The organism is Achromobacter sp. K91, assembly GCF_003576205.1.
GTDB classification, from domain to species: domain Bacteria; phylum Pseudomonadota; class Gammaproteobacteria; order Burkholderiales; family Burkholderiaceae_B; genus Achromobacter; species Achromobacter aegrifaciens.
This window is the reverse complement of record NZ_QWFB01000033.1, coordinates 63,748-77,127: the sequence shown is the minus strand read 5'-3', so window position 1 is coordinate 77,127 and position 13,380 is coordinate 63,748. Positions and strand designations below refer to the sequence as shown.

12 protein-coding genes and 1 other RNA gene are annotated in these 13,380 nt (G+C 67.5%); 1 reads left to right on the top strand and 12 read right to left on the bottom strand.

Annotated features, from left to right (window positions below; translation table 11 throughout):
• The first annotated feature begins 141 nt into the window (after positions 1-141).
• Positions 142-1,095 carry a transaldolase gene (tal, locus tag DXK93_RS16435; RefSeq protein ID WP_054451378.1) on the top strand — a complete coding sequence of 318 codons (954 nt, stop codon included), beginning with the start codon at positions 142-144 and terminating at the stop codon, positions 1,093-1,095.
• Between the two features lie 62 nt (positions 1,096-1,157).
• Here tal and DXK93_RS16430 read toward each other — a convergent pair whose 3' ends face one another.
• The 12 genes from DXK93_RS16430 to DXK93_RS16375 form a co-directional block, all read right to left on the bottom strand.
• The gene (locus tag DXK93_RS16430) at positions 1,158-1,685 is read right to left on the bottom strand and encodes a carboxymuconolactone decarboxylase family protein (protein ID WP_119450611.1); all 528 of its coding nucleotides are present in this window, start codon (positions 1,683-1,685) and stop codon (positions 1,158-1,160) included.
• Between the two features lie 12 nt (positions 1,686-1,697).
• Complete coding sequence (locus DXK93_RS16425) at positions 1,698-2,492, bottom strand: ABC transporter permease (RefSeq protein WP_054451381.1); 795 nt, start codon at positions 2,490-2,492, stop codon at positions 1,698-1,700.
• A gap of 3 nt (positions 2,493-2,495) precedes the next feature.
• Positions 2,496-3,305 carry an ABC transporter ATP-binding protein gene (locus tag DXK93_RS16420; protein ID WP_054451383.1) on the bottom strand — a complete coding sequence of 270 codons (810 nt, stop codon included), beginning with the start codon at positions 3,303-3,305 and terminating at the stop codon, positions 2,496-2,498.
• On the bottom strand, positions 3,298-4,338 hold the full coding sequence (locus tag DXK93_RS16415; RefSeq protein WP_054451384.1) for an ABC transporter substrate-binding protein: 1,041 nt from the start codon (positions 4,336-4,338) through the stop codon (positions 3,298-3,300). Before DXK93_RS16415 ends, DXK93_RS16420 begins: the two co-directional genes overlap by 8 nt.
• Positions 4,339-4,349: 11 nt before the next feature.
• Positions 4,350-5,609, bottom strand: coding sequence for a CaiB/BaiF CoA-transferase family protein (locus DXK93_RS16410; RefSeq protein WP_054451385.1), 1,260 nt, complete (start codon positions 5,607-5,609; stop codon positions 4,350-4,352).
• A 68-nt stretch (positions 5,610-5,677) separates the two neighbouring features.
• Positions 5,678-6,286, bottom strand: a complete 609-nt coding sequence (recR, locus tag DXK93_RS16405; RefSeq protein ID WP_054451387.1) for a recombination mediator RecR — start codon at positions 6,284-6,286, stop codon at positions 5,678-5,680.
• A gap of 19 nt (positions 6,287-6,305) precedes the next feature.
• Complete coding sequence (locus DXK93_RS16400; RefSeq protein ID WP_042794716.1) at positions 6,306-6,632, bottom strand: YbaB/EbfC family nucleoid-associated protein; 327 nt, start codon at positions 6,630-6,632, stop codon at positions 6,306-6,308.
• A 45-nt stretch (positions 6,633-6,677) separates the two neighbouring features.
• Complete coding sequence (locus DXK93_RS16395; protein ID WP_119450610.1) at positions 6,678-8,843, bottom strand: DNA polymerase III subunit gamma/tau; 2,166 nt, start codon at positions 8,841-8,843, stop codon at positions 6,678-6,680.
• A 214-nt stretch (positions 8,844-9,057) separates the two neighbouring features.
• Positions 9,058-9,155, bottom strand: an RNA gene (gene ffs / locus DXK93_RS16390) — signal recognition particle sRNA small type.
• 286 nt (positions 9,156-9,441) lie between these two features.
• On the bottom strand, positions 9,442-9,804 hold the full coding sequence (locus DXK93_RS16385; protein WP_119450609.1) for a cupin domain-containing protein: 363 nt from the start codon (positions 9,802-9,804) through the stop codon (positions 9,442-9,444).
• A 28-nt stretch (positions 9,805-9,832) separates the two neighbouring features.
• Entirely contained in the window at positions 9,833-11,119 is a 1,287-nt protein-coding gene (locus tag DXK93_RS16380) for an FAD-binding oxidoreductase (protein ID WP_119450608.1), read from the bottom strand.
• Between the two features lie 8 nt (positions 11,120-11,127).
• Positions 11,128-13,368 carry a N,N-dimethylformamidase beta subunit family domain-containing protein gene (locus DXK93_RS16375; protein WP_119450607.1) on the bottom strand — a complete coding sequence of 747 codons (2,241 nt, stop codon included), beginning with the start codon at positions 13,366-13,368 and terminating at the stop codon, positions 11,128-11,130.
• Positions 13,369-13,380: the final 12 nt, after the last annotated feature.

Sequence of the window (13,380 nt, the reverse complement as noted above, 5' to 3'; positions counted from 1 at the left end):
CAAATAAGGCCGGAAACGGGGTTTTGGCCTGTTTTTCCGCGTCCCGCCGTCCCCCTCCGCCGTCCGGCCGGCAGCGCGCCTGCGGCCTCGGTGATACGCTAGGACACCTTCAACCCTAGCCTGCAGCGAGCCGTACCGTCCATGCCCAGCCAACTTGACGCCCTGCGCAACCACACCACCGTCGTCGCCGACACGGGGGATTTCGAAGCGATGAAGGCGTTGCGTCCCACCGACGCCACCACAAACCCGTCCCTAATTCTTAAGGCCGTCCAGCAGGACGCCTACCGTCCCCTGCTGGAAAAGACCGCGCGCGAACACCGCGGCGCGCCCACTGCCGAACTCATGGATCGCCTGCTGGTGGCCTTTGGCCGCGCCATCCTGGACATCGTGCCCGGCCGCGTGTCGACTGAAGTCGACGCCCGCCTGTCCTTCGACACCCGCGCCACCATCGAACGCGCCCGCAGCCTGATCGCCCTGTACGAAGCCGCTGGCGTGCCGCGCGAGCGCGTGCTGATCAAGATCGCCTCGACCTGGGAAGGCATCCAGGCGGCCCGCGCCCTGCAATCGGAAGGCGTGCGCTGCAACCTGACCCTGCTGTTCTCGCTGCCGCAGGCCGTGGCCTGCGCCGATGCCCGCGTGCAGCTGATCTCGCCCTTCGTCGGCCGCATCTACGACTGGCACAAGAAGTCCGCCGGCGCCAACTGGGTCGAGGCCGACAATGCCGGGGCGCGCGATCCCGGCGTGCTGTCCGTCACGCGGATCTACCAGTACTACAAGCACTTCGACATCCCCACGGAAATCATGGGTGCGAGCTTCCGCAACGTGGGCCAGATCCTGGCGCTGTCGGGCTGCGACCTGCTGACCATCAGCCCCGAGCTGCTGACCAAGCTGGCCGGCACCGAGGGCGACGCGCCCGCGCAATTGCGCGCCGACGACGTGCCCGCCAACATTGCCCGCATCGGCGCGGACGAGGTCACCTTCCGCACCCTGCTCAACGAGGATGCGATGGCCAGCGAAAAACTGTCGGAAGGCATCCGCCTGTTCGTGGCGGACGCGGTCAAGCTGGATGCGTTGATCGAGGCGCAGCGCGCCTGAGCGCGACTTTCCGCTGCCACATCCGCAAGCATGCGCGCGGCCCTTGCGGCCGCGCGCGTACGTCAGCGGTGATCGTGTGAATGCACCTGCAGCGCTTCCAGGAAGCGCGACACCATGTTGTAGGCCGCCACCGTCGCGGTCAGCTCCACGATGAGCTTTTCGGAGCCCATCGCCGCCTTCGCCACCTGGAACACCGGTTCCGGCACCTGCACCTGTCGCGTCATGGCATCGGTGTAGGCCAGCACCGCCCTTTCGCGTTCATCGAACAGGTCTGACGCTTCCCAATCATTGAGCGCGTCCAGCTGCGCTTGCGAAACGCCTTCCTTCAGCGCGATCGGCGCATGCTGGTCGGCCTCGTAGGGCGCGCCGTTGATGGCCGCCACGCGCATGATGACCAGCTCGCGCAGATCGCCAGGCAAGGTGCTGAGCTGGCGGATCGAGGTCAGGTAATTGAGCCAGCCGCCGGCCACCGCGGGGCTGTGCAGCAGCATCTGGTACAGGTGCAGGACGCTGCCGCGTTCGGCGACGATGCGGTCGACCAGAGGCTTGGCTTCGGGATGGGTCAGGTCGGCGTAGGGTAGACGGGCCATGGGAAACTCCGGTCAGATCTTTTCGGTTTCGCCGGACCTGGGCTGCCATTTCATCAGCCGCTTTTCGCCCATGCCGACGATGGCGTCCAGCACCAGCGCAAAAGCCGTGAGCACGATGATGCCCGCGAACACGGTGTTGACGTCGAAAGTGCCTTCGGCCTGCAGGATCAGGTAGCCCACGCCGCTGGCCGAGCCCAGATACTCGCCCACCACCGCGCCCACGAAGGCCAGGCCCACGGAGGTATGCAGGCTGGAAAACACCCAGCTGGTGGCAGACGGCAGGTAAACGTGCCGCAACAGCTGGCGGCGGCGCGCGCCCAGCATCCTGGCGTTGTCCAGCAAGGTGGGGCTGACTTCGCGCACGCCCTGGTAGACATTGAAGAACACGATGAAGAACACCAGCGTCACGGCCAGCGCCACCTTGGACCAGATGCCCAGGCCGAACCACATGCCGAAGATGGGCGCCAGGATGACGCGCGGCATCGAGTTGGCGGCCTTGATGTAGGGATCGAGGATCGCGCTTGCGCCGGGCGACAGACCCAGCCACAGGCCAAAGGCCAGGCCGGCGATGGTGCCGATGAAAAACGCCAGCACGGTTTCGGTCAGCGTCACGCCCAGGTGGGTATAGATGTCCGCGTTGGTCACGAACCAGGCCCAGATGCGGCCCCACACTTTCAGCGGTTCGCCGAAAAAGAAGGCCACCTTGGGATCGCGCGACGCGAAATGCCAGACGAGAAGAATGATGACGAGCAGCAGCAACTGCCAGAAGCGCAGGCTGGCCGAACCGGGTTTGATCAGCTTGGACATGGCCTAGGCTCGCTTCTGTTGGGCGTAGCCCTTAAGAACTTCTTCGCGCAGCACGCCCCAGATGGCGGAGTGCAGCTCCACGAAGCGCGGATGCGTGCGCACTTCGGCCACGTCGCGCGGACGCGGCAGGTCGATGGCGAATTCGCCGATGGGGTGCGTGCCGGGCCCTGCCGACAGCACCACCACGCGATCGCTCATGGCGATGGCCTCGTCCAGGTCGTGCGTGATGAAGAGCACGGCCTTGCGCTTGGCCATCCACAGGTCCAGGACCTCGTTCTCCATGAGCTGGCGCGTCTGGATGTCCAGCGCCGAGAACGGCTCGTCCATCAGGATGATGTCGGGATCGCGGATCAACGTCTGCGCCAGCATCGTGCGCTTGCGCATGCCGCCCGACATCTGATGCGGATAACGGCCCTCGAAGCCGCCCAGGCCCACGCGGCGCATCCATTCGCGGCCACGCTCCAGCGCCTGTTGCCGAGGCACGCCGGCAAAGTCCAGGCCCGCCACCACGTTGTCCAGCGCGCTGCGCCAGGGCAGCAGGGCCTCGCCCTGGAACATGTAGCCGGCCCGCTCATTGATGCCGGACAGGGGCTGCCCGAACACCTTCACGCTGCCCGAGGACGGCGCCAGCAAGCCGGCGCTGACGTTGAGCAGGGTGGACTTGCCGCATCCGGTCGGACCCACCACCGACACGAACTCCCCTGGCGCGATGGCCAGGGTCGTGTCGCTGACGGCGGTGTAGCGCTGCGAGCGGTCGTCGCGGGAGACAAAGGTGCAGCTGATGTTTTCCAGCGACAGCGCGGCTTCAGCCATTGGGGTACTTCTCGTTGGCGCGGCGCGCGTAGTCGTTGGTCCAGACCTTGGACGGGTCGATCTTGGAGCCGTCGAAATCCGCCTGGTAGGCAGCCAGCGCCTTGAGCGCAGTGGCGGCGCCATCCTCGGGGATCAGGCCGTCCGGCGACAGGCCTTCCAGGCTCTTGGCGATGGCGGCCTTGTAGACGGCCGGATCGCCCAGCAGATAGGTTTCCGGCACGACCTTGGCGATTTCGTCGGCGCCGGCCTTCTGGATCCACTTGTCGGCGCGCACCAGCGCGTTGGCCAGGGCCTGGGTGGTGTTGGGATTGGCGTCAAGGAAGGCCTGCGGGGCGTACAGGCAGCCCGCCGGCATGTTGCCGCCGAAGATTTCCTTGGTGTCCTTGAGCGTGCGCGTATCGACGATGATCTGGATGTCGCCCGGCATTTCCAGCATCGACACCACGGGGTCGGTGTTGGAGATGGCGTCGATCTGGCCGCTGCGCAGCGCGGTCACTGCGCCGGCGCCGGCGCCCACGCCGATGATGGACACATCCGAGGCCTTCAGGCCGTGCTTGGCGAGGAAGAAGCTGACCACCATGTTGGTGGACGAGCCCGGCGCGGTCACGCCGATCTTCTTGCCCTTCAGGTCGGCGGCGCTCTTGTAGTTGGGCAGGTTCTTCTTGGACACGCCCACGCCTATCATCGGCGCGCGGCCCTGCAGCACGAAGGCGCGGTAGGCCTGGCCCTTGGATTGCATGGACAAAGTGTGTTCGAACGCGCCTGACACGATGTCGGCGCTGCCTCCCACCACGGCCTGCAAGGCCTTGGAGCCACCCGCGAAGTCGGCGATGCTGACGTCCAGCCCTTCGTCCTTGAAGTAGCCGCGGGCTTCCGCGATGGACAGGGGGAGATAGTAGATCAGCGGCTTGCCGCCGACTGCGATCTGGACCTTGGTCTTCTCCAGCTTCTGCGCGCGCACGATGGCGGGCGCCATGCCCATGACGCCGGCGGCGCCGGCCATCTTGAGCAGATCACGGCGAGTGACTGACATGTGCTTGTCTCCTAGTTGTCGGGCAGACCGATAGCGCCGGTCTTTGCCAGCTCTTCTATAGCCGCTGAATCATACCCCAGCGATTTCAGGACTTCCTCGGTATGTTCCCCTAATACGGGCCCCACCCAGCGCGTCTCGCCGGGCGTCTCCGACAGCTTGGGCACGACGGCCGGCAGCTTGACCGGCGTGCCGTCAGGGAAGCGGTGCTGCTCTATCATGCGGCGCGCCAGGAACTGCGGATCGCTGAACATGTCGGCCACGCTGTAGATCTTGCCCACCGGCACGTCGGCGCCCTTCAGCGCGCCCAGCGCCTCTTCGATGCCGCGCGCGCCGCACCACTGCTGGATGGCGCCGTCGATCTCGTCCACGCGCTTGGCGCGGCCGTCGTTGCGCACCAGCCCCGGATCCGTGGCCAGATCGTCACGGCCGATGGCGCGCATCAGCCGGTGGAAGATCGCGTCGCCGTTGCCGGCGATGACGATGTTCTGGCCATCGCGGGTGGTGTAGGTATTCGAAGGCACGATGCCGGGCAGCGCGCCGCCAGTACGCTCGCGCACCACGCCGGCCACGTCGTACTCTGGCACCAGGCTTTCCATCATGTTGAACACGGCCTCGTACAGCGCCACGTCCACCATCTGGCCCTGCCCCGCCTGGCACTCCGCGCCCTGCTTGCCGTTCCAGCGCCCGCCGGTGGCGTCGCGGTGCCGCAGCGCCATCATCGCGCCGATCACGCCGTGCAAGGCGGCGATGGAATCGCCGATGGAGATGCCCACGCGCAGGGGCGGCCGGTCGGGATGGCCCGACACGTAGCGCAGCCCGCCCATGGATTCGCCGATGGCGCCAAAGCCCGGCTGGTCCTTCATGGGCCCCGTCTGCCCATAGCCGGACAGGCGCACCATGATGAGCGCGGGGTTGATGGCGCGCAGCTGCTCGTACCCCAGCCCCCACTTCTCCAGCACGCCCGGCCGGTAGTTCTCGACCACCACGTCGGCGTCCAGCGCCAGCTTGCGGGCGATCTCCCGCGCGCGTGGATCTTTCAGGTTGAGTGCGATGGATTGCTTGTTGCGGGCCTGCACCGTCCACCAAAGGGAATTGCCCTCGTGCAGATGGCGCCAGCTGCGGATGGGGTCGCCGCCGCCCGTGCCGTCAGGCCCGTGGGGCGTTTCCACCTTGATGACATCGGCGCCGAATTCGCCGAAGATGCGCGCGGCGAACGGGCCGGCAATGAGCGTGCCGAGTTCCAGGACCTTCAGTCCGGTCAGCGCTGACATGGCTTGTCTTCCTCACGGTTTTTGCCGTTGCCGATACGTTGCCGGCAAGGCGTTCTGGTACTGCGGAATCAGGTGGTCTTGCGCTCCATCAGGGCCCAGGCGATGGTCCCGGCGTCGACGTATTCCAGCTCGCTGCCGGCAGGCACGCCGCGCGCCAGCCGCGTGACCCGCAGGCCGCGCTCGCCCAGCGCTTCGCCCAGGAAGTGGGCGGTGGTTTCGCCTTCGGCGGTGAAGTTGGTGGCCAGGATGACCTCCTGCACCACACCGTCGGTCGCGCGCTTGATCACCCGCTCGAAATCCAGCTCGCGCGGACCGATCCCTTCGAGCGGCGCGACGCGGCCCATCAGCACGTAATACAGGCCGCGATAGCCGTGGCTGGACTCGATCATGTTCTGATCGGCCGGCGTCTCGACGATGCACAGCAGCGAGGGGTCGCGCTTGGGATTGATGCAGGTGCCGCAGACTTCCTCTTCCGAGAAACTGTTGCAGCGGGCGCAATGCTTCAGGTCCCGCACCGCGCCCGCCAACGCCTGCCCCAGCATGTCCGCGCCTTGCGGGTCATGCTGCAGCAGGTGATAGGCCATGCGCCGGGCAGAACGCACGCCCACGCCGGGCAGGCGCCGCAGCGCCTCGATCAGCGAGACGAGCGGCTCGGGTTCAGGCAGTAGCGGGTCCATTGCGGCCTTGGGGCTGCGTTCAGAACGGCAGCTTCATGCCCGGGGGCAGCGGCATGCCGGCGGTGACCGAGGCCATCTTTTCCTGCGAGGTGGCTTCGGCCTTGCGCAGCGCGTCGTTGAACGCGGCGGCGACCAGGTCTTCCAGCATGTCCTTGTCATCGCCCAGCAGCGACGGATCGATGGCCACGCGCTTGACGTCGTGGCGGCAGGTCATGGTGACCTTGACCAGGCCGCCGCCGGAGGCGCCTTCGACCTGGATCTCGGCCAGCGCGTCCTGCGCCTTCTTCATGTTTTCCTGCATTTGCTGCGCCTGGCGCATCAGGCCGGCCAGTTGTCCTTTCATCATGATCGATGCTTCCTTGAACGAGGGGAATGAGAGATGGCCGCCGCTTCAGGCAGCGGCGGCGGGGGAATCTACGTGGCGGATCGAGCCGGCGACGACCTGGCCGCCGAAATCGGCGACGAGCGCCTGTACGAACGGGTCGACCGCGACCGCCTCTTCGGCGGCCTGCTGGCGGGCGGCGCGTTCGGCCTGTGCCACGGCATGCGCCGTCGCCTCGCCCGTCACGCCGACCTCGACGTCCAGCCGTATGCCTTGGCCGAAATGTTCGCACAACACCGTCTGCAGACGGACGCGGCTTTCGCTTTCGGCCAGCGTCTTGACGGCCACGCGCAGGATGACGGCATCGCCCTGCACGCCGGCCCATGCGCTCTGGCGCGCCAGTTCCGCCGCCAAGCCGGTGACCGGCAGGCGCGCAGCCAGCTCGGGCCAGGTTTCCGACGTCATGTCCGTCAGGCGGGCGCGCGACGACTGCCGCTTGCGCGCGGGCGCCGGACCTTCGCGGCGGGCCGCTGGCGGCGGCGCAGCCGAGGGCGCGCTGGCCAGGGTTTCGAAATCATCGTCGTCGGGATCCGACGTAAAGCCGTTGTCCGGCGCAAAGCCGCCTTCGGCTTCGAACGGGATTTCTTCGTCGACCCAGGCGGGCGGGCCTTCGCCATCATCGGTTTGGGGCGCGGGCGCGGGCGCGATGGCTGCGGCGGTCGCGGGCGTGACCGCCAGCGCGGCCGAACCAGCGGTCTTGCCAGCTTCGGATTCGGACATGGCCGGCGCATCGGCAGGCAGTTCATCCCAGGGCGGCACGCTGCCGGGCTGGGTGGCTTGCGAAGTTTGTTCCAACGCGGCCGGTTCGGGTTCCGCCGCGGCAGGCGCCGGTTCAGCCTTCTGCGCGACGGCTGCGGGAGCCGCGGACTCAGCCGGAGCAGGAGCCTGCGCGGCCACGGGCGGCGCCGGAATCGCGGCGACCGGTGCAGGCTCCGCAACCGCTGGTGCGGCTGCGGGCTGAACGGCTGCCGGCGCGGGCTGGGGCTGCGCCGCGGCGGGCGCAGGTGCGGCAACTGCCGCCGGCGCTGCGGCCGCATCGGCAGTCTGACGGGCCGGCGCGGCGGGCGCTTCGAGCGCGGTCTGCGGGCCGGCGTCGCCATTGAGCGCCAGCATGCGCAGGCAGGCCATGATGAAGCCCGCGTACTCGTCGGGCGCCAGGGTCAGTTCGCTGCGGCTGTGCACCGCCACGGAATAGAACAGCTGCACCGCGTCCGGGTGCAGAGCCAGCGCCAGCCGGGCAATGTCGCCGGCCAGCGGATCCTCGGCGGGGGTCACGCCGCGCACGCGCTGCTCGATGGCGACGCGCGACAGCAGCACGGCCAGGTCGGCCAAGGCGCCAGCATAGGACAGGCCGCGGATGGCCAGTTCATCCGCCACCGCCAGCACGCCCTTGGCGTCGCCAGCGGACAGCGCATCCAGCAGGCGCACCAGATGCCGCTGGTCGATGGTGCCGAGCATGCCGCGCACGGCGTCCTCGGTCAGGTTGCCAGCGCTATAGGCAATGGCCTGGTCGGTCAGCGACAGCGCGTCGCGCATGGAGCCCGCGGCCGCCTGCCCGATCAGCCGCAAGGCCGGCACGTCGAAGCCCACCGCTTCCTGGCCGAGCACGGCCTGCAGATGGCCGACGATGGAATCGGCCGGCATCTGCTTCAGGTTGAACTGCAGGCAGCGCGACAGCACCGTCACCGGAATCTTCTGCGGGTCGGTGGTCGCGAGGATGAATTTGACGTGCGGCGGCGGCTCTTCCAGTGTCTTGAGCATGGCGTTGAACGCATGCCCGGTCAGCATGTGGACTTCGTCGATCATGTAGACCTTGAAGCGCCCTGCTCCCGGCGCGTACACCGCCTGCTCCAGCAACTGCGTCATTTCCTCGACGCCGCGGTTCGAGGCCGCGTCCAGCTCGAGGTAGTCGACGAAACGCCCGGCATCGATCTCCGTGCAGGCGCGACAGACGCCGCAAGGCTTGGACGTGATGCCTGTTTCGCAGTTGAGGGACTTCGCCAGGATGCGCGAGAGCGTGGTCTTGCCGACGCCGCGGGTTCCCGTGAACAGCCAGGCGTGATGCAGGCGTTGGGTGTCGAGCGCATGCGTCAGCGCGCGCACCACGTGATCCTGTCCCACGAGGGTATCGAACGATCTCGGCCGCCACTTGCGGGCCAGTACCAGATAAGTCATGGGTGGATTGTAGAGCCTGTTTCGCAAGCTGGCCCGAAATGGCCGGTCCAGCTGCCGGGGTTCGGCGCGAAGCATGGCAACCCATGCTCAGCGCGGCCTGAAACGCAAAGGGGACGGGCTTATTCCCGTGGAACGTATCCTTGGAAAATAACCCCGTCCCCCTTGAAAGCGGCGACATCATGGATAGTCATGACGCGCTGCTTTGAAGAATCCGGTTGGCGAGCCTTACTCCGGCACTGACCCTAAACGACTATGGCTGCTTCGTTCCCGACCTGACCAGGTTCACCGCCGAACCATGCGGAGGGGCCCGCCAGCCGAGATTCTAGCAGAGCTGCGCTTCGCTTGCTTGCTAGCCTCTCGGCTGGCGGGCCCCGGGGGGCTGAATGTGCGCCCCCTCCCCGGCCCTCCCCCCGAGGGGGAGGGGGTTGGGACGTCGCTTCGCTGGTCCTTTTGGCTCGCTTCGCTTTGCCTGGCTTGGACTGCTTTTGCGCGCCTTTCCCCCTCGTTTGGCTATCTCCACTGGGCTGCGCTTTTCTTGATATGCCTGATCGCGAATGGGAGGGGTGACGGGTTGCAGGGTTGGCCGGGCGATGGCTTCTTATTTGGACGTGGCGGCGGCCAGAACATAGAGTTTGCGGACAGTGGCGTGGATGTGCCAGACGCCTTGGGTGCCGGGGGGCATGGCCAGGGTGTCGCCTGCGCGGAATTGCAGGGGGGGCTGGCCGTCGGGCGTAAAGGTGCCGGAGCCGGCAAGGATGTGCATGATCTCGCCTTCCTGGACCTCGCGGCGGAACTGACCGGGGGTGCATTCCCAGATGCCGGCGCTGGTGGCTTCGGCGCCGGGGATCACTATCTTGCTTGCGCGCAGCGTGCAGGCGGGGTCGCTGAGCGGGATGCCGACGGGGCCGAGCTCGTCGAGCTGGGCGGAGTCGCCGGTCTGGGGGATGTGCTGGATGGACATGGGTGCTCCGGGGTTGGGGTTGGCGCCTCTACGAGAGCTTGTCGCACAGGCCGTAGTAGGCAACGCCGAGGGCGATGTAGAAACGCTTAAGGCCGTGGAACGGCAGCGGCGTGATCGGGGTGACCGGGTATGGCATGGGTTCGCCGGCGGCGATGGTGCGGGCGAGGTAGCGGCCCATCTGCGTCGCCAGCGCAACGCCGCGACCGTTGTAGCCCAGCAGGATGTGCAGGTTGGGCGAAGGCTGGTGCACGTGCGGCACGAAGTCGCGCGTCAGGGCGATGCGGCCGGCCCAGCGGTAGGTAAACGGAATCCGGGCCAGCTCGGGAAACAGCATGCGCGCCCCCCGCACCAGGTGGTCCCAGTCTTGCTGCGCGACGGGGTCAGCGAACTGGCCCCGGCCGCCCAGGACGAAACGGCCCTCATGGTCGCGGCGGAAGTACAGCAGCAGGCGGCGGGAGTCCGAGGCCACGACGCCGCCGGGCATGATGTGACCGCAAGCCTGCGCGTCCAGCGGCCCCGTAGCGACGATGAAGCTGTTGGCCGCGATGACGCTGCGCTGCAGGCCTGGCCACAAGCCGTTGGTATAGCCGTTGGTGGCGATCAGCGCGTGGTCTGCCCGGACCGTGGCGCCCTGCTCCGTGCGTGCCAGCCAATGCTGGCCTGAACGCTCCAGCGCCTTGACGCGGGTATGGCCGTGCACGGCAGCCCCGGCGGCTTGCGCCGCCGCCAGCAGGCCGCGTGTGTAGAGCAACGGCTGGATGCTGCCGGCGCGCCGGTCTATCCAGCCGCCCAGGAACCGGTCAGTGCCCAGACGCGCGCTGACCGCTTCCCGGTCCAGGATTTCCACCGGCGCGCCGCGCTCCAGCCACTGCCGCGCCCGATCCGACACCGCCTCCAGGGCCCGGGCCGAGTGGGCCGGCTGTATCCAGCCGGCGCGCGTGGCATGGCAGGCGATGGCGTGCCTATCGATAAGTTCGAACACCGCGTCGGCGGCCGACCCCACCATGCTCAACAGCGGCTCCCCCCGTTCCTTCCCATAACGGGCCAAGATCGCCCGCGGGTCGTGCTTGATGCCCGGAATGACCTGCCCGCCGTTGCGGCCGGAGGCACCCCAGCCTGGGTCCTGGGCATCGAGCACGCAGACGCGCAGCCCCGATTCGCTCAGATGCAAGGCCGTGGACAGGCCGGTAATGCCCGCGCCGACGATGACGACGTCGTATTGGACGGAACCGGTCAGGGCCGGCGTCGCGGGCGCCTGTCCCGCGGTCTGCTGCCACAAGGATTGCCGGGCATCGGCCGAGTCTGGTGCGCGCATGGTGGGTATCAGCGTCCGCTGGCCTGGGGAAACACGAAGGGCGTGGCGTCGGCGAACCGGGCAAGCACGTTCGCGGTGATGCGCGACACGTTGTTGTCGTAGCCGTTCCAGGCCAGCGACGCGCCCCACGTGATCGAGCCCGTGGAGAACACGGCGCCGCCGTTCAGGCATTCGTAGAACACCAGGTCCGCATAGCAGTGCTTGGCTTCCTCGCCGTTGATGGTGGGATGGTGATAGGTGGTCTCTTCGGGCACCACGTTGTAGTAGCGCGTGTGCTTTTCCGAGCGGGCCACGATCAAGGTGTGCGGCGGCGTGCCCAGGCGGTAGTCGACGCGGTCGATCTCGTCGCCCGCGGCGCCGCCCCCGCTGCTGCCGAAATCGCCGATGATCTCGTCCTCCACGCCGTCGAACATGAAGGCGACGCGCGGATCATGGCTTTCGGGCCGCCGGCGGTAATAGGATGAGGCGTCGAACCCGGTCGCGGTCGTGCCGATACCGGTCAGCGTCTGCGGCGCGATCCCGATGCGGCGCCAGGTGCCGCCGTATTCGCCGGTATAGCTGTGGTAGCTCTCGCCCGCCGGCGTCTCGCTGTAGCGGGCGCCGGTCTCGGTCCGGCGCAGTTCCATCAGCCAGGGCTTCTCGGGATGGTAGGCGCAACGCCAGTAGAAGCCGTTGCCGCCCATGTACATGAGGCGACCGCCCCGCCCCTGGTATGCCACCATTGCCTGCCACATGCGCGTGGTCCAGTACTCGGGGTGCGCGCCGGTCATGACGACCTTGTAGCCATCCAGTGCCTGCAGACCCTCCGCGTGCAGCATGTCGTCCGTGATGACGTCGTAGTCGAAACCCTTTTCATCCAGCCAGTCCAGGAAATGCGTGTCGCCATTGAGCGACCAGGTGCGGCATTGCAGGTGCATGCTGAAAACCGGTCGCAGGCGCGAGGCGTAGTAGACGCCGTAGCCATCCGAATGCGTGTCGTACATGGACAGGCCGAGCTCGCGATGCTCGCCCAGATAGGTCTCCCATGGATACAGGACCATGAAGTTGCCGGACTTCATTTCCATGCCCTCTTCATCCAGGCGGTAGTGCGAGTTCGAGTACGCCATGTAGGTGGCCGTCGACGCCAGGAACGCGATCCGCTTGCGTGGGCCGCCCGCCTTCGGGCGCACGATGAAGGTGATGCGCTCCTGCTCTCCCGCCGCGCCGGTAAGGCGCGCCGCATACAGGCCGCTGGGCAGATCATCCGGCACGGCCAGGCTGAAGTCGGTTTCCCAGCCCGCGTCTTCCAGCGTGTCGTCATGGAAGTGCAGCGCGGCGAAATGGTCTGGGCGTTCGCGCCAGAACATGACACTGGAATCCCAGCGCAGGCCGGGCACGCCGCGCGCGGGCAGGTTCTCGATGCGCCCCTCGGACCAGGGCCGGGCTGCGTCGACGATGACGTCGGTGTCGATGCGTTGCGAAAAATCCCATGCGGCCAGAGGCGGCGCGGCATGGCGGCGCGCCGCGGCCTCGACGCGTAGCTGCGCCAGGTCGGCATCGCCCGCGGCATACGGCAGCAACGTGGGCGAATCGAGCCGCCCGTTATAGTGCCGGGCATAGCGTGGAAACGGCTTGCCGGTGGCGGCCGCGCCCATCGTCAGCGGCAGGCTCGCCAGCGCAGCCGGATCCACCGCTGTCAGCCGGCCACTAGCCTGCGCATGGGAATCCACGGCCAGCAAGGGATTGGTGGGAGTCTGCCGCAGCGCGACCGTTCCCGCATCCAGGTCCATGTTCACCGCCACCAGGTACCACTGTCTCGCGGCCATGGGCAACGCCAGCGTGAGACGCTCGCTCTTGCCCCCACTGCCCTGCTCCCAGAACAGACGGCCGTCTCTGTCCAGGCCCAGCGCGTAGCCGACGTGCGCGGCCTCGTCCCAGCGCGACAGGATCGCCTGATCGCCGCCGTTGCAGGGCAAGGTCGGCATCACCGCCAGGATCCAGCTCTTGCAGCCCGAGACAGGCTCGCTGAACGCCGGCGCCACCGCGCGCGAGCCGGTTTCCGTGCCTTGCGGACGTCCGGCGATACCGGTGGCGATACCAGACAACACCACGGTTTCCTTCAGCCCCGGCGCGCCCGGCGACACGTCGCCGCTGCGGATGCGCACCAGATCGGCGTCGTAGCGCAGTGCCTGCGCACAGCTGACTTTGAATTCTATGGTCTCTCCCGGCGCGATCGTCCAGGTGCTGGGGTACCCCAGGATCTCGTACATACAGGCTCCGTC

Bases quoted from the DNA above. Each gene is read 5' to 3' on its own strand.
- tal (WP_054451378.1), top strand. From the start codon at position 142: ATGCCCAGCCAACTTGACGCCCTGCGCAACCACACCACCGTCGTCGCC.
- DXK93_RS16430 (WP_119450611.1), bottom strand. From the start codon at position 1,685: ATGGCCCGTCTACCCTACGCCGACCTGACCCATCCCGAAGCCAAGCCT.
- DXK93_RS16420 (WP_054451383.1), bottom strand. From the start codon at position 3,305: ATGGCTGAAGCCGCGCTGTCGCTGGAAAACATCAGCTGCACCTTTGTC.
- DXK93_RS16400 (WP_042794716.1), bottom strand. From the start codon at position 6,632: ATGATGAAAGGACAACTGGCCGGCCTGATGCGCCAGGCGCAGCAAATG.
- DXK93_RS16375 (WP_119450607.1), bottom strand. From the start codon at position 13,368: ATGTACGAGATCCTGGGGTACCCCAGCACCTGGACGATCGCGCCGGGA.
- DXK93_RS16385 (WP_119450609.1), bottom strand. From the start codon at position 9,804: ATGTCCATCCAGCACATCCCCCAGACCGGCGACTCCGCCCAGCTCGAC.
- DXK93_RS16410 (WP_054451385.1), bottom strand. From the start codon at position 5,609: ATGTCAGCGCTGACCGGACTGAAGGTCCTGGAACTCGGCACGCTCATT.
- DXK93_RS16395 (WP_119450610.1), bottom strand. From the start codon at position 8,843: ATGACTTATCTGGTACTGGCCCGCAAGTGGCGGCCGAGATCGTTCGAT.
- DXK93_RS16380 (WP_119450608.1), bottom strand. From the start codon at position 11,119: ATGCGCGCACCAGACTCGGCCGATGCCCGGCAATCCTTGTGGCAGCAG.
- recR (WP_054451387.1), bottom strand. From the start codon at position 6,286: ATGGACCCGCTACTGCCTGAACCCGAGCCGCTCGTCTCGCTGATCGAG.
- DXK93_RS16415 (WP_054451384.1), bottom strand. From the start codon at position 4,338: ATGTCAGTCACTCGCCGTGATCTGCTCAAGATGGCCGGCGCCGCCGGC.
- DXK93_RS16425 (WP_054451381.1), bottom strand. From the start codon at position 2,492: ATGTCCAAGCTGATCAAACCCGGTTCGGCCAGCCTGCGCTTCTGGCAG.